This window comes from Nocardioides currus (assembly GCF_003057875.1).
Classification (GTDB): domain Bacteria; phylum Actinomycetota; class Actinomycetes; order Propionibacteriales; family Nocardioidaceae; genus Nocardioides; species Nocardioides currus.
The window spans coordinates 1-19,953 of record NZ_PYXZ01000005.1 but is presented as its reverse complement, the minus strand read 5'-3'; the positions used below and the strand labels follow the sequence as shown (position 1 = coordinate 19,953).

The window sequence follows — 19,953 nt, the reverse complement described above, 5'->3', positions numbered from 1 at the left end:
TGTTTCCGCAGGTCAGAGGCCGGTTCCCGAGATGGGGAACCGGCCTCGTGCCGTCTACGGGCCAGATGACGGCTCGGCGGTGGGTAGCCGGAGCACCCGCGCCAGGATCGGAGGGATGGTCCAGTTCGCACGCCCGAGCACCCCGACCAGGGCCGGGGCCAGCAGGCCGCGGACGATGACGGCGTCGATGGCGATGCCGAAGGCCAGGGCCGTGGCCAGCACCTTGACCTCGACGGTCGGGACCGTGGACAGGGCGATGAAGGCGAAGAACAGGATCAGGGCGGCGGAGGTGACCAGTCGTCCTGTGTTCGCGATGCCCTCCACCACGGCGCGGTCCGTCGCCTCGCGCTCGTTCGGTGCATCGGCGGAGGGGACGGTCGCGGCGGGGGCCATCGTGTCGTCGTACTCCTCACGCATGCGGGACAGGATGAACACCTCATAGTCCATGGACAGCCCGAAGAGGAACGCGAAGGCCGCGATGGGCACCCAGATCGTGACGGCACCCGTCGCGCTGCGGTCGAAGAGCAGCTCGGTGCCGTACCCGTCCTGCCAGATGAGGACCGTGATGCCGTAGGCGGCGGCCAGTGAGAGTGCGTTGAGGGCCAGTGCCTTGACGGGCAGCCAGAGCGAGCGAAGGGCGCGGGCCAGGAGCAGCAACGTCACGACGGCGACTCCGATCACGACCCAGATCGCCTTGCCGTAGACGGCCGAGATGAAGTCGGCGTCCTCCGCCGGCGTGCCACCGACGTCGGCGCCGAGGCCCGCGGCCTCGTCACGGACCCGCTGCAGGGCCGCTCGTCCGGCCTCGGTGGTGGGGTCGGTGTCGGTCCAGACCTGGAGCAGCGACCGCCCGTCGGCGGACCACTCCTGTCCCGACGGCGCGACCACGGCGGCCACTCCGTCGAGCCGCTGCAGGCGCTCGACGGTGGTCCGGGTGTCGCCCTCGGGGACGAGGACCTCGGTCGGACGGACCACGCCGGCAGGCACGCTGCCCTCGACGGCGTCGACGAGCGCGCGTGAGGCCGTCGAGCTGTTCGCCAGCCCGCTGAGCTGCGCCGTGCCGAGGGTCAGGCCGAGCACGGGCGCGGCCATCGCGAGGAGGACGACGACGGAGCCGGCCACGGTCAGCCATCGCCGGCGCAGCACTCTCGTGGCGATCCCGGCCCACAGCCGGCTGCGCGTCACTGCGGGCTTGCGCCGCGGCCAGTTCATGCGTGGCCCTGCCCAGCTGAGCAGGGCCGGCACGAGGGTGAGGGAGACGGCGACGCTGAACAGCGGGATCAACAGGCCGCCGAGCCCGATGCTGCGGAGGAAGGGGATCGGCACCAGCACGAGTGCCGCCAGGGACACCGCCACGGTGACGCCACTGAAGACGACCGATCGACCGGCGGTCGCCATCGCCGTACGCACGGCCTCGTCGTTGTCCACCCCCTTGGCCGATTCCTCGCGCCATCTCGTCACGACCAGGAGGGAGTAGTCGATGGCCACGCCGAGACCGATGAGCGCGATGAGGTACTCCACGACGGCGGAGACGTCGGTGAGGTAGGTCAGGCCCAGCAGGGCCAGGAAGGTGCCGAGGATGGAGACCGCCGCGACCATCAGGGGCAGTCCCGCGAGCAGCGACCCGAAGACCAGGCCCAGCACGACGAGCGCGCCGATCCCCCCGATGAGCACCTCCACGATGAGCCCGCGGTCGTCGCCACCACCTTCCTCGAGCACCGAGAAGCCCGTCAGCGTGACCGTCGTCCGATCACTGGTTGCGCCCCGCGCGACCTGTTCGAGTGCGGGCTGGGCCTCGGCGTACGACTCGGGGCCGGGGGTCAGCGGCGGATAGGCCACGACGATCGCCGAGTCCTCGTCGGTGGCCAGGACGCCGGCGCCGTCGTCACCGGGGGAGACGGTGCGGGTGCCTGGGACCGCCGAGCGGACCCCGTCGGCCACCTCGTCGGCGCGCGAGGCCGCGTCGGCGCCATCGACCACGAGGAGCAGCGGATCGGTGAGTCCGCCGCTGCCGAACTGGTCGATGATCCGCTGGTTGGTCTCGTAGGCCGGTTGCCCGGGCAGGTCGAAGTCGAAGGTCAGGCGGTCGACGGTCGTTGGCGCCGTCGTGCCTCCGGCGATCGCGATGGCGAGCCAGGCCAGGGCGACGATCACTCGGTGCCGCAGCACCACGGCGGTCAGACGATTCATCGGTCCGGCTCCTCGGTATTGGTTTCCTGATGGCTATCAGAAGACTTGTACTGATTCGGTGGCGACGAACCTAGGACTGGCTCAACGAGGAGCTGCACACCATCCTCGATGCCCTCGGGTCCGAGCCCCGACCTGCCTGACCGCAACACCCGCCCCCGACCGGGCCGCGAGTGGGCGGCAAACCGCGTGCCGCGTCCTAGGATCGCCCCCATGACCGAGCAGGAGGCGCGCCGCGCGGCCGTACGGCGCTCGCCGAGCATGGCCCAGGTGGCCGAGCTCGCCGGCGTCTCCCACCAGACGGTCTCGCGGGTGCTCAACGACGCCTCGCTGGTCAAGGAGGAGACGCGCCTGCGGGTCGTGGCGGCGATCGAGGAGCTCGGGTACCGCCGCAACTTCGCGGCCCGGCTGCTGGCCACGAACCGGTCGCGGCGCATCGGCATGGTCACCGCGCACCTCGCGCTGTACGGCCCGAGCATGATCGCGCTGGGGGTGCAGGAGGCGGGCCAGGACCAGGGCTACGACGTGTCGATCATCGGCCTGCCGGAGTTCTCGTTCGAAGGGCTCCAGAGGGCCGTCGACCGGCTGAGCGACCAGGCGGTGGAGGCGATCGTGGTCGCCGTACCCCACAAGGACGCGGTCGAGATGACGCAGTCGCTGCAGCTCAGCATCCCGGTCGTGATGGTGCAGGGAGTCACCGAGCGGCAGCGGCTGTCCGCCGGCATCGACCAGGAGGCCGGCGCGAAGCTGGCCGTCGGCCACCTTCTCGACCTGGGCCACCGCCGCGTCGCCCACGTCAGCGGACCCGCGGACTGGATCGAGGCCCGGCACCGGGAGGCGGGCTGGCGCGCGGCCCACGAGGAGCGCGGGCTGCTGCCCGGGCCGGAGCTGGCGGGGGACTGGTCGTCGCAGAGCGGTCATCGCGCCGGTCTCAGGATCGCCCAGGACCCCGACGTGACCGCCGTCTTCGCGGGCAACGACTTCATGGCGCTGGGCGTCCTGCACGCGCTCCACGCCCAGGGCCGACGCGTGCCCGACGACGTGAGCGTGGTCGGGTTCGACGACGTGCCGCAGGCGGAGTTCTACTGGCCGGCGCTGACCACCGTCGCGCAGGACTTCTCCGAGCTCGGTCGGCGTGCCCTCAGCGTCGCGCTCGCGGCGGTGCGCGGGGACGACGACCCGGAGGTCGCGCTCATCGAGCCGACCCTGCTCGTGCGCGGCTCAACCGCACCGCGCCACTGACCGGGCGAGCCACCGAGGTGGCGTCCGGCTGTTCCTGCCGCCGTTCAGGTGAGCGTTCACATCGAGTCGTGGGAAAGTTGCGACAGGGGCTTGACGGACCGGAATGTTAGCGTTCACACTCATCGCAAGTGACACCAGTCACACAGGGCGACAGCCCCTCTCACTTGGAGGAACACAGTGGTGAACAAGACCCTGGTCGCTGCGGCAGCGATCACCCTGAGCAGCCTCGCTCTCACGAGCTGCGGCGACTCCGACGCAAGCAGCGGCACCGACAACGGCGGCAGCGGCGACGGCGCGATCACCATGGGCTTCGCCCAGGTCGGTGCCGAGAGCGGCTGGCGCACGGCCAACACGAAGTCGATCCAGGACACGGCGAAGGCCGAGGGCGTCGACCTGAAGTTCACCGACGCGCAGGGCAAGCAGGAGAACCAGATCCAGGCGATCCGCTCCTACATCCAGCAGAAGGTCGACGTCATCGCCTTCAGCCCCGTCGTCGAGACCGGCTTCGACGCCGTCCTGCAGGAGGCCAAGGCCGCCAACATCCCGGTCATCCTCACCGACCGCGCCGTCGACGCCGACCCGTCGCTCTACAAGACCTTCCTCGGCTCCGACTTCGTCGTCGAGGGCGAGAAGGCCGGCCAGTGGCTGGTCGACAACGCGGCCGACGCCGACGCCAACGGCGACGGCACCATCAACGTCGTCCAGCTCGAGGGCACCACGGGCGCCGCTCCCGCGATCGACCGCGCCGAGGGCTTCGCCGACAAGATCGCCGCGGACGACTCGATCGAGGTCACCGCGTCGCAGACCGGCGACTTCACCCGCGACGGCGGCAAGCAGGTCATGGAGTCGTTCCTGCAGTCCGACGACTCCATCGACGTCGTCTTCGCCCACAACGACGACATGGGCCTGGGTGCCATCGAGGCGATCGAGGCCGCCGGCCTCGAGCCCGGCAAGGACGTCAAGATCATCACGATCGACGCGGTCAAGGACGGCATGACCGCCCTGTCCGAGGGCAAGATCAACTACATCGTCGAGTGCAACCCCCTGCTCGGTCCGCAGCTGATGGACCTGGCCCAGAAGGTCCTCGACGGCGAGGAGGTCCCCGCGCGGGTGCTGACCGAGGAGTCGGCCTTCACCCCGGAGCAGGCCGCCGAGGTCCTTGCCGACCGCCAGTACTGAGTCGCACCGGGCCCGGCCGGCCACCGCCGGCCGGGCGCGGCTGTGCACGAGAGGATCGAGATGACGCAGATGCAGACGCCACCGGACGTCGTCGCCACGCCCGAGGCCGCGCGCGAGCCGGTCATCGAGATGCGCGACATCTCCATCACCTTCGGCGCCGTACGCGCGCTGGACGGGGTGTCGGTGAGGCTCTTCCCCGGCGAGGTGCACGCCCTCATGGGCGAGAACGGGGCCGGCAAGTCGACGCTGATCAAGGCGCTCACCGGCGTCTACAGCATCGACTCGGGCGTCATCACGATCAGCGGCGAGCGCCACGAGTTCCACTCGCCGGCGGCCTCGCAGGAGGCGGGCATCAGCACCGTCTACCAGGAGGTCAACCTGGTCCCCAACCTCACCGTCGCCGAGAACATGCTCCTCGGCCGCGAGCCCCGTCGGCTCGGGGCCATCAACGTCCGTGAGATGAACCGCCGGGCGCGGCGCACCCTGCTCCACCTCGGCATCGACGTCGACCCGCGCTCCGTCCTCGACGAGCACCCCATCGCCGTCCAGCAGCTCGTGGCCATCGCCCGCGCCGTGGACGTCGAGGCCAAGGTGCTGATCCTCGACGAGCCCACCTCCAGCCTCGACGCCGACGAGGTGGAGAAGCTCTTCACCGTCATGCGCCGGCTGCGCGACGAGGGCGTCGCCATCGTCTTCGTCTCCCACTTCCTCGACCAGATCTACGAGATCGCCGACCGGATGACCATCCTGCGCAACGGCCGGCTCGTGGAGGAGAGGCTGGTCTCCGAGACGTCCCAGCTCGAGCTCGTCCGCCTGATGATCGGCCGCGAGCTCGAGGTGCTGGACCGGCTCGACCGGGCCGCGCCCCAGACCGACGCGGAGGAAGGCACCCCGCTGCTGACCGCCGTCGGGCTCGGCCGCAAGAACACCCTCGAGGCGACCGACCTGACGCTCTACGAGGGCGAGGTCGTCGGCATCGCCGGACTCCTCGGCTCGGGACGCACCGAGCTCGCGCGGCTCCTCTTCGGTGCCGACACCGCCGACACCGGCGAGCTGACCTTCCGCTCCGAGCGCCGCAAGCTGCGCAGCCCGCGCCACGCGATCGACCGCAAGATCGCCTTCTCGAGCGAGGACCGCAAGGCCGAGGGCGTCGTCGGCGACCTGACCGTCGCGGACAACATGCTGCTCGCGCTGCAGGCCTCCCGCGGCTGGCTCCGCCCGATCCCGCAGGCCACGCGCACCCAGCTGGTCGACGACTACATCCAGGCGCTCGACATCCGCCCGGCCGACCCGCAGGCCCTGATGCGCAACCTGTCCGGCGGCAACCAGCAGAAGGTCCTCCTGGCCCGCTGGCTGATCACGCAGCCCGAGATCCTGATCCTCGACGAGCCCACCCGCGGCATCGACATCGGCGCCAAGGCGCAGATCCAGGCCAAGGTCGCCGAGCTCGCCGCCCAGGGCATGTCGGTGGTGTTCATCTCCGCCGAGCTCGAGGAGGTGCTGCGCCTCAGCGACCGGCTGGTCGTGATGCGCGACCGCCGCAAGATCGACGAGCGCGTCAACGACGACGTCAGCGTCCGCGACGTCCTCGAGACCATCGCGGGCGAGGCCCGCGCGGAGGAGGCTCCCCATGACTGAGACCACCACCCGCGTGCAGCGGGTCCTGCGCCATCCGCTGCTGTGGCCCGTCCTGGCGCTCGTCGTGCTGGTGCTGGTCAACGTGGTCGCGCGACCCAGCTTCCTCGACGTACGCATGCAGGACGGCCACCTCTACGGCAACGTCATCGACATCCTGCGCAACAGCGCGCCCGTCATGCTCGTCGCGCTCGGCATGACCCTGGTCATCGCGACCCGCGGCATCGACCTCTCGGTCGGGGCCATCGCGGCCATCGCCGGCGCCGTCGCCTGCACCCGGATCGTCGGTGCCGGTGACGAGGCGGCGCTGACCACGGCGGTGATGGCGGTGACCTACGCGCTCGTCGTGTGCATCGTCCTCGGCGCTTGGAACGGCCTGCTCGTCTCCGTCCTCGGGATCCAGCCGATCATCGCGACGCTGATCCTCATGGTCGCCGGGCGTGGCATCTCGATGGCCGTCACGGACGGGCAGATCACCACGGTCAACAACCCCTTCTTCAGCGACCTCGCCTCGGGCTTCGTCCTCACGCTGCCCCTGGCCTTCCTCATCGCTCTGGCGGTGCTCGCCTTCACGGCGGTCCTCACGCGGCGTACGGCGCTGGGCATGCTCATCGAGGCGGTCGGCATCAACCCCGAGGCCAGCCGGCTGGCCGGGGTCCGCGCCCGCACCATCATCTGGACGGTCTACGCCTTCTCCGGCCTCTGCGCCGGCATGGCCGGGCTGGTCATCGCGGCCAACACCAACTCCGTCAACGCCAACAGCCTGGGCCTGTGGATCGAGCTCGACGCCATCCTCGCCGTCGTCATCGGTGGCACGTCGCTCGCCGGCGGCCGCTTCTCACTGGCCGGCACGTTCGTCGGGGCGATCTTCATCGCCACCCTCGCGCGGACCATCCCCAACATCGGGATCCCCTCGGAGATCAACTACCTCTTCAAGGCGATCGTCGTCATCGCGGTCTGCCTGCTCCAGTCGCCGCGGGCCCGCGCGGTCTTCCGCGTCCGGCGCACCCCGCGTCCGCCCGCCGCCGGGCCGGCCCCCACCGCCGAGCCCGCGCCCGCCACGGCAGGAGTCCGAGCATGAGCACCGCAACCGTCAGCCCCGCCTCGACCTGGGACCGGGTGCGCACCTTCACGCCACCCGGCCGCTACCTGCCCCTCATCGCCACCCTCGCCCTGTTCATCGGGCTCTTCGGGGTCGGCGGGATGAGGTACGACGGCCTCAGCGACCCGCAGGTGTTGATCAGCCTGCTCATCGACAACGCGTTCCTGATCGTCCTCGGGGTCGGGATGACCTTCGTCATCCTCACCGGCGGCATCGACCTGTCGGTGGGCTCGGTGGTCGCGCTGTCCACGATGATCGCGGCCAAGACGCTGCAGATGGGCTGGTCGCCGTACCTCTCGATCGCGGCCGTGCTCCTCACCGGGACCGTGCTGGGCCTGCTGATGGGGCTGCTCATCCACTACTTCGACATCCAGCCGTTCATCGCCACCCTGGCCGGGCTGTTCCTCGCCCGCGGCCTCACGTACCTGATCAGCGTCGAGTCCATCTCGATCAACGACCCGACGTTCACCTCGCTGGCCTTCAAGACGGTCTACCTCGGCGACTACTACGTCCGCTGGACGGCGATCATCGCGCTGGCCACGGTCGCGGTCGCCGCGTTCGTGCTGGCCCGCACCCGCTTCGGCCGCACCGTCTACGCCATCGGCGGCAACGAGAGCTCGGCGATGCTGATGGGCCTGCGGGTCGCCTTCACCAAGGTCGGCGTCTACGTCATCAGCGGCTTCTGCGCCGCCCTGGCCGGACTCCTCTTCGCGCTCTACATCCTCTCGGGCAACAGCCTGCACGCCATCGGGATGGAGCTCGACGCCATCGCGGCGGTCGTCATCGGCGGCACCCTGCTGACCGGAGGTCGCGGCTACGTCGTCGGCTCGCTCCTCGGGGTGCTGGTGCTCGGCATCATCAAGACCCTCATCTCCTTCGACGGCACCCTCAGCTCCTACTGGATCCGCATCATCACCGGCGTCCTCCTGCTCGCCTTCGTGGTCGTCCAGCGCTTCGCGACGCGGCGCCGGTCATGACCCTCAGCGACGTGCCGCCGGCCCGCACGCCGGTCATGGCCGACGTGGCGCGCCTGGCCGGGGTGTCCCACCAGACCGTGTCCCGCGTCATCAACGGGCAGAGCAACCTGCGCCCGGCGACCCGCGAGCGCGTCGAGCAGGCGATCCTCCAGCTGGGCTACCGCCCCAACTCCGCTGCCCGCGCGCTGGTCACCCGACGCTCGGCGACCATCGGCGTCATCGGGTCAAAGAGCGGCTACTGGGGTCCCTCCACCGTGCACCGCACCATCCAGGCGGCGGGTCGCGAGGCGGGCTACTTCGTCAGCTCGGCCAACCTGCAGAGCCTCTCGCGCGAGGAGCTCGTCGACGCGATCGACCACCTCCGCGGCCAGGCGGTCGAGGGCATCGTGCTCATCTCCGCGACCAACGACGCGCTCGAGGTCGCCCGCGCGCAGGAGCACCTCGGCATCCCGGTCGTGGTCGTCGAGGGCGATCCCGCCAAGACCCGCTGGACCGTCGGCGTCGACCAGGTCGCCGGCGCCGAGCTCGGCACCCGCCACCTCATCGACCTCGGGCACACCGACATCGTCCACCTCGCCGGACCGCTCGAGTGGACCGAGGCGCGAGCCCGGCTCCTGGGCTGGCAGAACGCGATGTACGCCGCCGGGCTGCGTCCGGGCCGGCACGTGACCGGCGACTGGTCGGCCGCCAGCGGCTACGAGGCGGGCCTGCGGATCGCGGCCCGCGACGACGTGACCGCCGTCTTCTGCGCCAACGACCAGATGGCGCTCGGCCTGCTGCGGGCGCTGTCCGAGGCCGGGCGCGCGGTCCCGAGCGGTGATCGCGGCGTGAGCGTCGTCGGCTTCGACGACATCCCCGAGGCGGCGTACCTCATCCCGCCCCTCACCACCGTCCGCCAGGACTTCCAGGCCGTCGGCCAGCGCGCGATCGAGATCCTGCGTGCCGCCCTCGGCCAGGTCCCTCCCCCCGAACGCCTCATCGGCGCCGAGCTGGTCGTCCGCGCCAGCACCGCGCCCGTCGAAAGGACAGCATGAGCACCCTGCACGGCTCGGACGAGCAGTACGTCGTCGGCGTCGACTACGGCACCCTGTCGGGCCGGGCGGTCGTCGTCCGCGTCTCCGACGGCGCCGAGCTCGGCACCGGCGTGCACCCCTATCGGCACGCGGTGCTCGAGCGCGCGCTGCCCGCGTCGCTGGCCGGCGCCGACGTCCCGCTGCCGCCCGAGTGGGCGCTGCAGGTGCCCGAGGACTACCGCGAGGTGTTGCGGAATGCCGTGCCCGCCGCGGTCGAGGCCGCCGGGATCGACCCGACGCGCGTCGTCGGCATCGCCACCGACTTCACCGCCTGCACGATGGTCCCGACGCTGGCCGACGGCACCCCGCTCAACGAGGTCGACGGCCTCGCCGACCGGCCGCACGCCTACGTCAAGCTGTGGAAGCACCACGCGGCGCAGGAGCAGGCCGACCGGGTCAACGAGCTCGGCCGGACCCGCGGTGAGTCGTGGCTCCCGCGCTACGGCGGGCTGATCTCCTCGGAGTGGGAGTTCGCCAAGGGCCTCCAGCTGTTCGAGGAGGACCGCGAGGTCTACGCCCGGATGGAGCACTGGGTCGAGGCGGCCGACTGGATCGTGTGGCAGCTGTGCGGGACCTACGTCCGCAACGCCTGCTCCGCCGGCTACAAGGGCATCCTCCAGGACGGCGCCTACCCGTCGCCGGAGTTCCTGACCGCGCTGTCGCCCGGCTTCGCGCCGTTCGTGGCCGAGAAGCTGGAGCACCCCATCGGCCAGCTCGGCGAGCGCGCGGGCGGGCTCACCGCCGAGGCTGCCGCCTGGACCGGCCTGCCCGAGGGCATCGCCGTGGCCGTCGGCAACGTCGACGCCCACGTCACCGCCCCCGCCGCGCAGGCCGTCGGCCCGGGCCAGATGGTCGCGATCATGGGCACCTCGACGTGCCACGTGATGAGCGCCGAGGTCCTGCGGGAGGTGCCGGGCATGTGCGGCGTCGTCGACGGCGGCATCATCTCGGGCCTCTGGGGCTACGAGGCCGGGCAGTCCGGCGTCGGCGACATCTTCGGCTGGTTCACCGAGCACGGTGTGCCGGCCTACGTCACCGAGGCCGCCGCCGCAGCGGGTGAGGGCGTGCACGAGCACCTGACCCGCCTGGCCTCGCACCAGCAGATCGGCGAGCACGGGCTCGTCGCCCTCGACTGGCACTCGGGCAACCGCTCGGTGCTGGTCGACCACGAGCTCTCGGGCCTCGTGGTCGGCCAGACCCTGGCCACCCGCGCCGAGGACGTCTACCGCGCGCTGCTCGAGGCGACCGCCTTCGGCACCCGGGTGATCGTCGAGACCTTCCGCGACAGTGGAGTGCCGGTGGAGGAGTTCATCGTCGCGGGCGGCCTGCAGAAGAACGCGTTGCTCATGCAGATCTACTCCGACGTGACGCGGCTGCCGCTGTCGGTGATCGACTCCGAGCAGGGTCCGGCGCTCGGCTCGGCCATCCACGCGGCGGTCGCCGCGGGGGCGTACGGCGACGTGGCCACCGCCGCGAAGCAGATGGGCAAGGTGCGTCGCCACGTCTTCATGCCCGACGAGGGGCGCGCGGCGTCGTACGACGCGCTGTTCGAGCAGTACCTCGCGCTCCACGACCACTTCGGGCGTACGACCACGACGATGCGCCGCCTCAAGGCGATCCGCCGCGACGCGGTGGCCCGCCGGTCCGGCTCGACGTCGCAGGAGGTGTCCGCATGAGCACCGTCGCCGACGTCACAGACACGATTGCCAGGCTCCGCGCCGAGGTGTGCGCCCTGCACGAGCAGCTCACCCGCTACCAGCTCGTCGTGTGGACCGCCGGCAACGTGTCGGCGCGCGTGCCCGGCCAGGACCTGCTGGTGATCAAGCCGAGCGGGGTGTCGTACGACGACCTCACGCCGGCCACCATGGTCGTGTGCGACCTGCGGGGTCGCGTGGTCGAGGGCGAGCATGCGCCATCGTCGGACACCGAGGCGCAGGCCTACGTCTACCGCGAGATGCCGCACGTCGGGGGAGTGGTGCACACCCACTCGACGTACGCCACCGCCTGGGCGGCGCGCGGCGAGCCCGTGCCGTGCGTGCTGACGATGGGCGCGGACGAGTTCGGTGGGGAGATCCCGGTCGGACCGTTCGCGATCATCGGTGACGACTCGATCGGCCGCGGCATCGTCGACACCCTCCGGGACAGCCGCTCACCCGCCGTGCTCATGCGCAACCACGGCGTGTTCACCATCGGGCCGACGGCTCGCGCGGCCGTCAAGGCGGCCGTGATGTGCGAGGACGTGGCGCGCACCGTCCACATCTCCCGCCAGCTCGGCGAGCCGCTGGCCATCGACCAGCAGCACGTCGACGCCCTCTTCGACCGCTACCAGAACGTCTACGGCCAGCGCTGACCCGCGCGGCCCCACCACCCGAAGGAAGTGCCATGAGCATGACGTCGATGCCCACCCCGGAGATCTGGTTCCTGACCGGGAGCCAGTCGCTCTACGGGCCCGAGACGCTGGACCAGGTCGCGTCCCAGTCGCAGGGGATCGTGCAGCGGCTCGTCGAGGTGGGCGACCTGCCCGTCGACGTCGTGTGGAAGCCGGTCCTGATGGACGCGGCGTCGATCCACCGGCAGATGCTCGACGCCAACTCCGACCCCGCCTGCGTCGGCGTCGTGGCGTGGATGCACACCTTCTCCCCGGCGAAGATGTGGATCGCCGGGCTCGACGCGCTGCAGAAGCCGCTGCTCCACCTGCACACGCAGGCAGGCATGGAGCTGCCGTGGTCGACGATCGACATGGACTTCATGAACCTCAACCAGGCCGCCCACGGCGACCGCGAGTTCGGCTACATCCAGTCGCGCCTCGGCGTGCTGCGCAAGACCGTCGCCGGCCACGTCGACTCGCCGGTCGTCGGGAAGCGGATCGCCCAGTGGGTCCGCGCCGCGCTCGGGCGCCACGAGCTGCGCAGCCTCAAGCTCGCCCGCTTCGGCGACAACATGCGCGACGTCGCGGTCACCGAGGGCGACAAGGTCGAGGCGCAGCGCCGCTTCGGCGTCTCGGTCAACACCTACGGCGTCAACGACCTCGTCGCCGTGGTCGACGCGGTCGGCGACGACGACATCGACAAGCTCGTCACGGAGTACGCCGACACGTACCGCGTCGCACCCGAGCTCCTGCCTGCCGGCGAGCGTCACGAGTCGCTGCGCTACGGCGCCCGCATCGAGCTCGGCATGCGGTCGTTCCTCGCCGAGGGCGGCTTCAACGCGTTCACGACGAACTTCGAGGACCTCGGCGGCCTGCGCCAGCTCCCCGGCCTGGCCGTGCAGCGGCTGATGGCCGACGGCTACGGCTTCGGCGGCGAGGGCGACTGGAAGACCTCGGTGCTGCTGCGCGCCGTCAAGGTGATGGGGGAGGGACTGCCCGGCGGCACGTCATTCATGGAGGACTACACGTATCACCTGGTCCCCGGGCAGGAGAAGATCCTCGGCGCCCACATGCTCGAGGTCTGCCCGACCATCACCAGCAAGACCGCGTCGCTCGAGATCCACCCGCTGGCCATCGGCGGCCGCGAGGACCCCGTCCGTCTTCGCTTCACCGCCGACCCCGGCCGCGCCGTCGTCGCCGGCCTCTCCGACCTGGGCGACCGCTTCCGCCTGACCGTCAACGACATCGACGTCGTCGAGCCCGACGAGGACCTGCCCAAGCTTCCCGTGGCCTGCGCCGTCTGGGAGCCCCGGCCGTCGCTGTCGACGTCGGCCGAGTCCTGGCTGATGGCCGGCGCCCCGCACCACACGGTGCTGTCCAAGGCCGTCGGCGTGGACATCCTCGAGGACTTCGCGCAGATGACGGGGGTGGAGATGGTCGTGATCGACGACGACACGACCACCCGGTCGTTCCAGCGTGAGCTGCGGTGGAACGCGGCGTACCACCGGTTGGCGGAGGGGATCTGACGGCACGCAACGGATGCGCCGTTCCGGGGGCGTAGCCCGAGTCCGTCTGGTTCGATCAGTCGATGACCTTCGACCCGCCGCCGGCTCCCACCCTGTCCGGTGCGGAGACGTTCATCGGTCTCGAGGCGTCGGTCGTCGACTTCTGGCGGTTCGCGATGAACGACCTGCGGACCAACAACGTGCGCGGCTATCTGGCTGAGTTCCTCGTCGCGCGCGCCCTGGGCTCGTCGGCCGCGCGCGTGGAGTGGGATCCGTGGGACGTGACGGCGCCGGACGGGACGAGGGTCGAGGTCAAGTCGTCGGGGTTCCTGCAGGCCTGGGGGCAGAAGAAGCTCAGCCGTCCCACGTTCCGAGTCGCCGCCGCGTACGGCTGGGACGAGGGAACGGACTCCTGGTCCCCGGAGCAACGCTTCCACGCAGACGCTTACGTCTTCTGTCTCCACACGGCAGCGACGCACGACGAGTACGACCCGCTCGAGGTCGACCAGTGGCGGTTCTACGTGGCGGGGAGAGCCGCGATCGAAGCGCAGGCTGGTGCTTCGATGGGGCTGACAACCTTGGCGCGAGTTGCGGGAGAACCGGTTGCCTTCTCCGGTCTGCGGGAGGCGATCAACTCGGCGGGCGATCCCAGCCGGCTCGCTCGACCGACGTAACGCTTGTGCCGCATATGCGGCGGAATGCAAGCACTCATCGCGGCAGATCCGGACGTTGAGCCGCCGTTGGCTCACGGCAACTGACTGGCCAACCTCTGGATGAAGTTCAGGCCCCAGGTGCCGAACACGTCGAGGGTCCGAGCCTCGTCGGTCGTCGCGTCCCGTCGATAGGTGCCGTTGCCGTACAGCCCCACCGCGCCTCCGCCTCGATGGGAAACCTTCAGCACGTCGTTGAAGGTGGAGTCGGTCAGGCCGCCAAGGCCGTCGGTGCACGTAGCGCCGATCGACTTCACGTGGGCGTACCCCCAGTCCACTAGGCGCGCGTCGTCGAGGTCAGCGGTGGTTGCGGGTCGGTCGATGACGACGCCGAGGAGCCCCGCTGTGAAGAGGCGTGTGCTCGTGGCGTGGTGCGGTGCGGTGTCTGGTGTCGGGACGCCAAGCACGATGCCCACGCCGAAGCGCCCGTCATCACGGCGCACGGACCAGAACTGTCCCGCCGCCAGACGCGCTGTTGACTTTGGCGTGAAGGGGTAGCCGACTGGGGACCGGGTCACGTCGGGAGTATCGCAAACCGACAACCGCATCTCGGCAGATCCGCGCACTACTCGCGGCAGATCCGGATTTTCAGAGCGACAGGTGTGTGCGCAACGATTCGACGGAACCCAACGCGGCCTGCGCCTCATAGAGCGCGTCGGCAGCAGAACCACGCACGTCCGGGTTCAGCGAGAAGAAGACAGCAGACGCCGCCCGGGCTTGCTTGAAGGCGGCAAGGTAGTGCGCGCTGTCGCCCTCACGCTCTTGAATGCGCCACGCCTCTTGGTCCAGGCGCGCGGCCAGCGCCTCGACCGCCAACCTCAGGTCAGCGGTTGGCTCGCTCCCTCCGAGGTCCAGCGCCTCCACGACGGTCGGATCGGTCAGGCCCGTGTCCGCCAGTGCTGCGCGGACCACAACTGAGACCCGTCTCCGCACCTCGTCTTCAGTGAGTGACCCCAACCGAGCAGACAGGTCAGGAGAAACCGTCGCCAATCGCGTTCCCATGTGCCCATCCTGCCCGATCGCTCATCCGCAGATCCGCGCATTATCAGCGGCAGATCCGTGCGTTACGGACCCAGAGCCTTCGGCGCGATCACGAAACCCGGCTCAGTTGAGCTGCGCCGCCATCAGCAGGTTGCCGTCGGGCTCGCGGAAGGTGGCGAAGCAAAGGCTGCCGATGTCCTCAGGCGGCGAAACGTCGGTTGCGCCGATGCTGGCGACGTGGGCAATGGTCGCCTCGAGGTCCTCGGTCAGAAAGACGCAGCGTGCGGGGCCGGAAGCCACGAAGTCTGGCTGGTTCGCGTCCAGGCAGACGTACGGCGGTGCGTCGGTGGGGAGGTCGAAGATGGTGTCGTCGTGGCCGAGGTGCCCGACGTTGGCCTTGATGCCGAAGAGGCGCGAGTACCACTCCACGGCTGCCACCATGTTCCGGACGGGGATGAAGACCTGTCCTACGCGGGTTGTGAGGGGGCTGTCCGTCGGGCTGCTCACGAGGAGAGGCTAGCGCTCTCCCTGGATCGGCCTACGGCGCTGTCGTCAACGTGGTCAGCGCCGGCGCCCGCTCTGGTGCGCAGGCGCAGCCAGGCCATCGGCAGATCCGGACGTTGTGCGCACTCTCAGTCCCAGCCAAGGAACGCAGAGACTTCCTCGCCCATCAAGTGCCTCACCCGCGTCCGGTCGGCGTCTGAAGCCTGACTGAGCACGTAAACGAAATCCTCCAGCGCACGGACGTCGTCGTCGGGCGTCGCATCCTCGGATCGGTTCTCGACGAACATCACCAGGTTGCGGAGAGCCTCTGCCAACAGCGTCGTCAGGTGGTCCTCGGGCACGGCCAGAAGGCTAGCGCTGACAGACCCGCTCATCGGCAGATCCGTGCGCTCATCGCGGCAGATGAGTGCGTTCCTTCGGCACAGACATTCTCGGTTGCCAGCCTGACTAGCCTAAATTCGTGGCTGAACTTGCGCGTGCCGTCGCATCGCTGAGGGTCGTTGGTGACGATCTTCAGCCCGATGATGTCTCGGCGTTGCTGGGCTGCGCGCCGACCAATGCTTGGGCCAAGGGAGACACGCTCACGTCGCATGGGGCGTCCAGAACGGCGCGCTTCGGCATGTGGAGCCTGCAAGCCGAGGAAGCCGAGCCTGGCGACCTTGACGCCCAAGTCGCAGCGATCTTGAGCCGTCTGACGCAAGACGAAACAGTGTGGGCGGAAGTCGGCTATAGGTACGACCTCGACCTGTTCTGCGGCTGGTTCATGAAGTACGGCAACGAGGGCACTACCATCGGGCCGGACACGATGTCGGCCCTCGGAAGACGCGGCATCCCGCTCGATATCGACCTGTACGGCGGCGACAGCGAGCGCGTGCCTGACTAACCGCACGTCGACAGATCCATGAACTGATTGCGGCAGATCCGGATGTTCGGTGCCACCATCAGGCTATGGACCGAAACGCCCTCATCGAAGCCTTGCAGCGCCCCGACTCGGCATCCCAGGAATGCTTGTCAGCGGTCGCGCAGGGCGCCGAGTTCGAGGTGTTCGAGGGGACTGTGCCGGTGGCCGAGTTGCTTACGATCTACCAGCGCAGACGCGCTCACGTCGACGCGGTTGGGCTGGCTCACGGCGGTTTCGACCAAGCACTCACAGTCCTGAAAACCCACGAGGTCGAGGGCGCCCGCCTCGGTCAGGTGACCGACCGCGTCGGGCACCGGCAGTACCAACTGTTCCTCCCGGCCGACCACGATGGCGTGCTGGCGTGTCTTTGGGTGAGAAATGACCCACGCGGGCACTGAATGGAAGAGGCGCGATGAACATACGGATCTCGGCAGATGAGTGCGGACGGACAAATGCATCATGTGTGCGCCGAGTGCGATTGACGGTTAGCTGTTTCAGATGCGTCGTAGTGCGATGGACACCCACACCCTCCCAGCTCTGCTGAACGCCGATGACCCGATGCTGCGCCTCGCCTTGGCCGCTCACCTGGCCCGGTACAAGGGCCAGAGTCGTGCCCACACCGCCTCCGACCTCAACGTCTATCTGCGCTGGTGCCTCGAACGCGACGTCATGCCGCTGCAAGCCAAGCGCGCCCACGTCGAGCTCTACCTACGCTGGCTACAGGAAATTCGACACCTCCGTCCCTCGACGGTGTCGCGCCGGCTGTCCGTGCTCGCGGCTTTCTACCGAACCTGCGTCATCGACCAGATCCTCGACCACTCACCCGCCGAGTTCGTGCGACGCCCACACGTCCCGCTCGAGTCACCAACCCTCGGTCTGAGCCACCTCCAGTTCGAGGCCATCCTCACCGCCGGGCGCGACTCCGCCAACCGCAACGACTTTGCCCTAGTAGCGATGCTCGGACTGCTCGGCCTACGCGTGTTCGAGGCCACCGGAACGGACGTCCAAGCCCTCGGCGAAGCGCGCGGTCACCGCGTGCTCAGAGTGCACGGCAAGGGCGACAAGACGGCCCTTGTGCCACTACCGCCCGCAGTCGGTCGCGCCATCGACCGAGCAATCGAAGATCGTGCTGCTGGCCCGATACTGCTAGACCGCCGCGGGCAACGCATGGACCGTCACGCCGCCACCCGGCGACTCAAGGCACTCGCCCGGTCCGCGAACGTCACCACCGCCCGCATGCACCCGCACGTGCTCCGCCACACCTTCGTCACCACCATGCTCGACGCCGGCGTCGACCTTCGCGACGTCCAGGTCGCCGCCCGGCACGCCGACCCCCGCACCACCATGCGCTACGACCGAGCTCGCAACAACCTCGACCGCCACCCCAACTACATCCTGGCCGCCTTCATGGCCTCGGCCACTTGACGACATTCGCTCATGCCGATGAGCGGAAGGTTGAATCGCTTGCGGCGCCTGCTTTCTGCCAACACCATGGCGGGATGAATGACGTGCCCGAACGCTGGAGCCAGGCGAGCATCTACCCCGACATGTGGGCAGATCCGGCGGCCGATCCCCGCAACAGTGACGGAGTCAGCCCGGACGGTGAGCTGGCGACGCTGCAGGACTACCTGAGCAGCTATCGATTGACCCTGCTGATGAAGTGCGAGGGGCTGGGCCCCGAGCAGTTGGCGCGCCGCTCGGTGCCGCCGTCGACCATGTCGTTGCTCGGACTCGTGCGTCACCTGGCCGAGGCGGAACGAGATTGGCGCAACTGGATCGTTCCGGGCGAGCCCGCGCAGAAGATGTACGGCGAGGGCGATGCCGACTTCGACCAAGCCGTCGGCGAGCAGGCGACGGTCGACAGGGCATTCAGCGATCTTGCTCGTGAGCAGGCTGCTACTGATCTGGCGTTGGCCGAGCATCCGGATCTGGCCGATCGGATTGGCGATCGTGGTATCGCGGTGCGTGAGTTGTGGATCCACCGGATCGAGGAGTACGCCCGCCACTGCGGGCACGCCGACCTGCTGCGCGAATGCATCGACGGCCGAGTCGGGCAGTAGGTCAGCCTCACGCTTGTCGTCGCTTGAAACGGAATGTCAACGCACTCATCTGCCGCGATCAGCTCGACCGGATCTGCCGATGAGCGGTGTTCGTACACCATGAGGGTCTGGCTCGTGCCAGAGTGCTGCATGGCCTATCTGCAGTACTTCGGGGCAGGGCTCGCGGCGCTCGGCGTCTGCGGCGTAATTGCCTCGATCGTGTCTCCTGACCAAGGCGGCATCGGCACGGTCGCTGTGGGCGTCGTGCTGCTGTGCGTCGGCATCGCTGTCCTCGTTCTCGCGGGTCGCAAAGCTTCTGGCTGATCAAGTCCTCGCGGGTTACCCGTACTGCCACGAACGTCCGGATCTGCTGCTCACAGTGCGCGGATCTGCCGATGAGCGGGCTACTGGGCGGCCTCCCACCGAGCCAGAGCATCGTTGAACTGCGTCACGAGTCGGCGCATGGCGGCGACCCGGCGCGTATCGCGCTGGTCGTACCCGTCAGCGGCAACAGCCTGCTGGTCAAGAAGCGACCGGGCCCGTTCCGCGTCTGCCTTACTCCACTCGTCCGGTCGAGCGAGGAACGCAGCGAGGTCGGCGTAGTCCTGGTCGTCGGGCATGTTCGGAACCTAGCCGAACGTCCGGATCTGCCGCGTTGAGTGCGCGGATCTGCCGATGAGCGGTCGTGTCCGCTCCGTCAGACTCGCTTCGGCTGCCAGTCCGTCTTGAGCCTGCCCGCGTCAAACTCACGCAAGGTCAACTCGGCCTCGAAGGCATGCTGGTCCGGGTCATCGACGAAGGACGCGAGCCGTGCACGTGCCCTGGGTTCATCCCAGAACAACGCGTGGGTCGCCGCCCACAGAGCGACCGTGGGAACCGGATCGTCTATGAACTCCGCGATCACGGCACGCCCCTCAGCGGTCTGACGCAACGCGAGGTGCGCCTGCTGCATCCGGTCGACGCGCCGATTGTGGCGCCATGCACCAGTGTCGCTGGCAAGCCGGATCGCGTCGATCTCGAGCAACTCGTCCCGGTAACGATCACGCCACTCGACCAGGCTTCGCTCCGTCACCGCCCAATCATCAGGCAGCACGGCTGAGAAACGCACTCATCTGCCGCGATCCGCTCGAGCCCATCACGGCAGATCCGCGCAATCGGGTCGCGTCAGGTGGAGAGGCCCTGTCGCAGGTGACCGAACTCCCCGAGCAGAGCACCAACCTCGTCACGTTGAGCACCCATCAGAGTTGGAAACGCCCGGTCGGGCACGCGGTCGAGAGCTTCGCTCAGCGCGTTGTTGAGCATCCGCAATTCCTGCCGCGTCACGTTCAGAACGATTCGGTCGGATTCTTTCACGTCCCACTGCATGGACGGATGGTCGCGCGCAAGGGCACTCTCATCGGCAGATCCGGATGTTGCAAGCGTTGCCTACAGGCGGCGGAAGGACGCAACCATGCAGCGACGAGCCGTCCTTGGCCCCACTCGTCGTGAACGCGGAGACGATGGAAGTGGGCGCCGACTACGAGGGATCGCCGGAGGAAGATCGTCAACGT

The 19,953-nt window shown here is 69.2% G+C and carries 23 protein-coding genes; 15 read left to right on the top strand and 8 right to left on the bottom strand.

The genetic code is table 11. The annotated features are described in order from the left end of the window. Positions 1 to 54: 54 nt before the first annotated feature. Complete coding sequence (locus C7S10_RS12175) at positions 55 to 2,190, bottom strand: MMPL family transporter (protein ID WP_108344716.1); 2,136 nt, start codon at positions 2,188 to 2,190, stop codon at positions 55 to 57. Positions 2,191 to 2,400: 210 nt separating this feature from the next. Between C7S10_RS12175 and C7S10_RS12170 the strand changes: the two genes are divergently transcribed. From C7S10_RS12170 to C7S10_RS12125, 10 genes are all read left to right on the top strand, one after another. Further along, positions 2,401 to 3,429: a LacI family DNA-binding transcriptional regulator gene (locus C7S10_RS12170; protein ID WP_207769358.1), complete on the top strand. Its 1,029-nt coding sequence runs from the start codon at positions 2,401 to 2,403 to the stop codon at positions 3,427 to 3,429. 180 nt (positions 3,430 to 3,609) lie between these two features. Beyond that, positions 3,610 to 4,608 (top strand): ABC transporter substrate-binding protein, encoded by a 999-nt coding sequence (locus C7S10_RS12165; protein WP_207769357.1) that lies wholly within the window; start codon positions 3,610 to 3,612, stop codon positions 4,606 to 4,608. A 60-nt stretch (positions 4,609 to 4,668) separates the two neighbouring features. Beyond that, on the top strand, positions 4,669 to 6,246 hold the full coding sequence (locus C7S10_RS12160; RefSeq protein ID WP_243395338.1) for a sugar ABC transporter ATP-binding protein: 1,578 nt from the start codon (positions 4,669 to 4,671) through the stop codon (positions 6,244 to 6,246). Beyond that, positions 6,239 to 7,324: an ABC transporter permease gene (locus tag C7S10_RS12155; RefSeq protein ID WP_108344714.1), complete on the top strand. Its 1,086-nt coding sequence runs from the start codon at positions 6,239 to 6,241 to the stop codon at positions 7,322 to 7,324. Before C7S10_RS12160 ends, C7S10_RS12155 begins: the two co-directional genes overlap by 8 nt. Then, positions 7,321 to 8,322: a galactofuranose ABC transporter, permease protein YjfF gene (gene yjfF / locus C7S10_RS12150; RefSeq protein WP_108344713.1), complete on the top strand. Its 1,002-nt coding sequence runs from the start codon at positions 7,321 to 7,323 to the stop codon at positions 8,320 to 8,322. Before C7S10_RS12155 ends, yjfF begins: the two co-directional genes overlap by 4 nt. Next, positions 8,319 to 9,356: a LacI family DNA-binding transcriptional regulator gene (locus tag C7S10_RS12145; protein ID WP_207769356.1), complete on the top strand. Its 1,038-nt coding sequence runs from the start codon at positions 8,319 to 8,321 to the stop codon at positions 9,354 to 9,356. Before yjfF ends, C7S10_RS12145 begins: the two co-directional genes overlap by 4 nt. Beyond that, entirely contained in the window at positions 9,353 to 11,071 is a 1,719-nt protein-coding gene (gene araB, locus C7S10_RS12140) for a ribulokinase (RefSeq protein ID WP_108344712.1), read from the top strand. The genes C7S10_RS12145 and araB overlap by 4 nt, the downstream gene beginning before the upstream one ends. Then, on the top strand, positions 11,068 to 11,745 hold the full coding sequence (locus C7S10_RS12135; protein WP_108344711.1) for an L-ribulose-5-phosphate 4-epimerase: 678 nt from the start codon (positions 11,068 to 11,070) through the stop codon (positions 11,743 to 11,745). Before araB ends, C7S10_RS12135 begins: the two co-directional genes overlap by 4 nt. Positions 11,746 to 11,777: 32 nt before the next feature. After that, positions 11,778 to 13,289: an L-arabinose isomerase gene (araA, locus tag C7S10_RS12130; protein ID WP_480241878.1), complete on the top strand. Its 1,512-nt coding sequence runs from the start codon at positions 11,778 to 11,780 to the stop codon at positions 13,287 to 13,289. A 62-nt stretch (positions 13,290 to 13,351) separates the two neighbouring features. Beyond that, entirely contained in the window at positions 13,352 to 13,942 is a 591-nt protein-coding gene (locus C7S10_RS12125; RefSeq protein WP_108344710.1) for a hypothetical protein, read from the top strand. Between the two features lie 71 nt (positions 13,943 to 14,013). Here the strand turns inward: C7S10_RS12125 and C7S10_RS12120 are convergent, their stop codons facing one another. The 4 genes from C7S10_RS12120 to C7S10_RS12105 all read right to left on the bottom strand — a co-directional run bounded on the left by C7S10_RS12120 (position 14,014) and on the right by C7S10_RS12105 (position 15,804). Continuing rightward, complete coding sequence (locus C7S10_RS12120; RefSeq protein ID WP_133176505.1) at positions 14,014 to 14,496, bottom strand: hypothetical protein; 483 nt, start codon at positions 14,494 to 14,496, stop codon at positions 14,014 to 14,016. Positions 14,497 to 14,566: 70 nt separating this feature from the next. Continuing rightward, positions 14,567 to 14,980, bottom strand: coding sequence for a hypothetical protein (locus tag C7S10_RS12115; RefSeq protein ID WP_133176504.1), 414 nt, complete (start codon positions 14,978 to 14,980; stop codon positions 14,567 to 14,569). Between the two features lie 102 nt (positions 14,981 to 15,082). Further along, positions 15,083 to 15,466: a VOC family protein gene (locus C7S10_RS12110; protein ID WP_207769355.1), complete on the bottom strand. Its 384-nt coding sequence runs from the start codon at positions 15,464 to 15,466 to the stop codon at positions 15,083 to 15,085. A 125-nt stretch (positions 15,467 to 15,591) separates the two neighbouring features. Next, on the bottom strand, positions 15,592 to 15,804 hold the full coding sequence (locus C7S10_RS12105) for a hypothetical protein (RefSeq protein ID WP_133176503.1): 213 nt from the start codon (positions 15,802 to 15,804) through the stop codon (positions 15,592 to 15,594). Between the two features lie 119 nt (positions 15,805 to 15,923). On the opposite strand from C7S10_RS12105, the gene C7S10_RS12100 reads away from it, so the two are divergent. The 5 genes from C7S10_RS12100 to C7S10_RS22220 all read left to right on the top strand — a co-directional run bounded on the left by C7S10_RS12100 (position 15,924) and on the right by C7S10_RS22220 (position 18,727). Further along, the gene (locus C7S10_RS12100; protein WP_108344705.1) at positions 15,924 to 16,346 is read left to right on the top strand and encodes a DUF4279 domain-containing protein; all 423 of its coding nucleotides are present in this window, start codon (positions 15,924 to 15,926) and stop codon (positions 16,344 to 16,346) included. 65 nt (positions 16,347 to 16,411) lie between these two features. Then, positions 16,412 to 16,762: a hypothetical protein gene (locus C7S10_RS12095; RefSeq protein WP_108344704.1), complete on the top strand. Its 351-nt coding sequence runs from the start codon at positions 16,412 to 16,414 to the stop codon at positions 16,760 to 16,762. 115 nt (positions 16,763 to 16,877) lie between these two features. Continuing rightward, the gene (locus tag C7S10_RS12090) at positions 16,878 to 17,789 is read left to right on the top strand and encodes a tyrosine-type recombinase/integrase (RefSeq protein ID WP_108344703.1); all 912 of its coding nucleotides are present in this window, start codon (positions 16,878 to 16,880) and stop codon (positions 17,787 to 17,789) included. A 74-nt stretch (positions 17,790 to 17,863) separates the two neighbouring features. After that, positions 17,864 to 18,424, top strand: coding sequence for a DinB family protein (locus tag C7S10_RS12085; RefSeq protein WP_108344702.1), 561 nt, complete (start codon positions 17,864 to 17,866; stop codon positions 18,422 to 18,424). Between the two features lie 129 nt (positions 18,425 to 18,553). Continuing rightward, entirely contained in the window at positions 18,554 to 18,727 is a 174-nt protein-coding gene (locus C7S10_RS22220; RefSeq protein ID WP_165807134.1) for a hypothetical protein, read from the top strand. 80 nt (positions 18,728 to 18,807) lie between these two features. On the opposite strand, the gene C7S10_RS12075 is transcribed toward C7S10_RS22220, so the two are convergent. From C7S10_RS12075 to C7S10_RS12065, 3 genes are all read right to left on the bottom strand, one after another. Beyond that, complete coding sequence (locus C7S10_RS12075) at positions 18,808 to 19,023, bottom strand: hypothetical protein (RefSeq protein ID WP_108344700.1); 216 nt, start codon at positions 19,021 to 19,023, stop codon at positions 18,808 to 18,810. A gap of 77 nt (positions 19,024 to 19,100) precedes the next feature. Then, on the bottom strand, positions 19,101 to 19,475 hold the full coding sequence (locus C7S10_RS12070; RefSeq protein WP_108344699.1) for a hypothetical protein: 375 nt from the start codon (positions 19,473 to 19,475) through the stop codon (positions 19,101 to 19,103). 92 nt (positions 19,476 to 19,567) lie between these two features. After that, positions 19,568 to 19,768: a hypothetical protein gene (locus tag C7S10_RS12065; RefSeq protein ID WP_108344698.1), complete on the bottom strand. Its 201-nt coding sequence runs from the start codon at positions 19,766 to 19,768 to the stop codon at positions 19,568 to 19,570. Positions 19,769 to 19,953 lie beyond the last annotated feature (185 nt).

Bases quoted from the DNA above. Each gene is read 5' to 3' on its own strand.
- araA (WP_480241878.1), top strand. From the start codon at position 11,778: ATGAGCATGACGTCGATGCCCACCCCGGAGATCTGGTTCCTGACCGGG.
- C7S10_RS12065 (WP_108344698.1), bottom strand. From the start codon at position 19,768: ATGCAGTGGGACGTGAAAGAATCCGACCGAATCGTTCTGAACGTGACG.
- C7S10_RS12160 (WP_243395338.1), top strand. From the start codon at position 4,669: ATGACGCAGATGCAGACGCCACCGGACGTCGTCGCCACGCCCGAGGCC.
- C7S10_RS12075 (WP_108344700.1), bottom strand. From the start codon at position 19,023: ATGCCCGACGACCAGGACTACGCCGACCTCGCTGCGTTCCTCGCTCGA.
- C7S10_RS12125 (WP_108344710.1), top strand. From the start codon at position 13,352: ATGACCTTCGACCCGCCGCCGGCTCCCACCCTGTCCGGTGCGGAGACG.
- C7S10_RS12085 (WP_108344702.1), top strand. From the start codon at position 17,864: ATGAATGACGTGCCCGAACGCTGGAGCCAGGCGAGCATCTACCCCGAC.
- C7S10_RS12175 (WP_108344716.1), bottom strand. From the start codon at position 2,190: ATGAATCGTCTGACCGCCGTGGTGCTGCGGCACCGAGTGATCGTCGCC.
- araB (WP_108344712.1), top strand. From the start codon at position 9,353: ATGAGCACCCTGCACGGCTCGGACGAGCAGTACGTCGTCGGCGTCGAC.
- C7S10_RS12155 (WP_108344714.1), top strand. From the start codon at position 6,239: ATGACTGAGACCACCACCCGCGTGCAGCGGGTCCTGCGCCATCCGCTG.
- C7S10_RS22220 (WP_165807134.1), top strand. From the start codon at position 18,554: ATGGCCTATCTGCAGTACTTCGGGGCAGGGCTCGCGGCGCTCGGCGTC.
- C7S10_RS12115 (WP_133176504.1), bottom strand. From the start codon at position 14,980: ATGGGAACGCGATTGGCGACGGTTTCTCCTGACCTGTCTGCTCGGTTG.
- C7S10_RS12135 (WP_108344711.1), top strand. From the start codon at position 11,068: ATGAGCACCGTCGCCGACGTCACAGACACGATTGCCAGGCTCCGCGCC.
- C7S10_RS12170 (WP_207769358.1), top strand. From the start codon at position 2,401: ATGACCGAGCAGGAGGCGCGCCGCGCGGCCGTACGGCGCTCGCCGAGC.
- C7S10_RS12095 (WP_108344704.1), top strand. From the start codon at position 16,412: ATGGACCGAAACGCCCTCATCGAAGCCTTGCAGCGCCCCGACTCGGCA.
- yjfF (WP_108344713.1), top strand. From the start codon at position 7,321: ATGAGCACCGCAACCGTCAGCCCCGCCTCGACCTGGGACCGGGTGCGC.
- C7S10_RS12090 (WP_108344703.1), top strand. From the start codon at position 16,878: ATGGACACCCACACCCTCCCAGCTCTGCTGAACGCCGATGACCCGATG.
- C7S10_RS12145 (WP_207769356.1), top strand. From the start codon at position 8,319: ATGACCCTCAGCGACGTGCCGCCGGCCCGCACGCCGGTCATGGCCGAC.